General features: G+C 27.7%; 2 protein-coding genes and 1 pseudogene. All 3 read right to left on the reverse strand.

Annotated elements, in window-relative coordinates; genetic code table 11:
* Positions 1 to 19: 19 nt before the first annotated feature.
* Positions 20 to 211 (reverse strand): hypothetical protein, encoded by a 192-nt coding sequence (locus IDG60_RS21015; RefSeq protein ID WP_001800578.1) that lies wholly within the window; start codon positions 209 to 211, stop codon positions 20 to 22.
* A 119-nt stretch (positions 212 to 330) separates the two neighbouring features.
* A pseudogene (locus IDG60_RS21020) lies at positions 331 to 444 on the reverse strand (hypothetical protein); the annotation flags it as partial.
* Positions 445 to 474: 30 nt separating this feature from the next.
* Positions 475 to 600, reverse strand: a 126-nt coding sequence (locus IDG60_RS21025; protein ID WP_206160998.1) for a (d)CMP kinase, incomplete at its 5' end; no start/stop codon positions are given.

Consider the following 600-nt stretch of genomic DNA (forward strand, 5'->3'; position numbering starts at 1 on the left):
GTTTTATAAGTCTGTCATTTCATTGTTCTCTACAAGATATATTATAGTAAAATTTTATACTTTTATAAAACAAAAAGCCACGCAAATAAGCAACTTTTACATTTGAATAGTAAGAAGACCGTATATAGTGCATCTTTCTCGAATTATTACATAGGACATTTTTTGTGACTAAATCAACTTCTTTTGCAATATTTAGATTTGTAACACTCATTTTCTTACCATTTGTAAAATGCTTTATGAATGTAATGAATTATTTTTGGAATTCTAATAATTCACCTTTATTATTTCTTTTTACTTTTTGAAAAACTTACACAATTCACTGACGCATGAACTTTTACCAAAAATAAAAAGGCAACTTTCATTCATCATTGAATAAAAATCACCTTTTAATTTGAGTAAATCATTATCAGCACATTCATTTTGTATATGCGTTAAGCGTTGCACATTACAAATAGATAGTTATGACTTATTAGATTATTTAATTTGACTCACCATCGCTAAAATTTCGTCAGTAACTTCTTCAATCGACTTGCCTGTCGTATCTAATGTCACTGCATCATCTGCTTTTCTTAATGGTGATATTTCACGGTTCATGTCATA

The sequence above is a fragment of the Staphylococcus sp. EG-SA-2 genome (genome assembly GCF_017152085.1).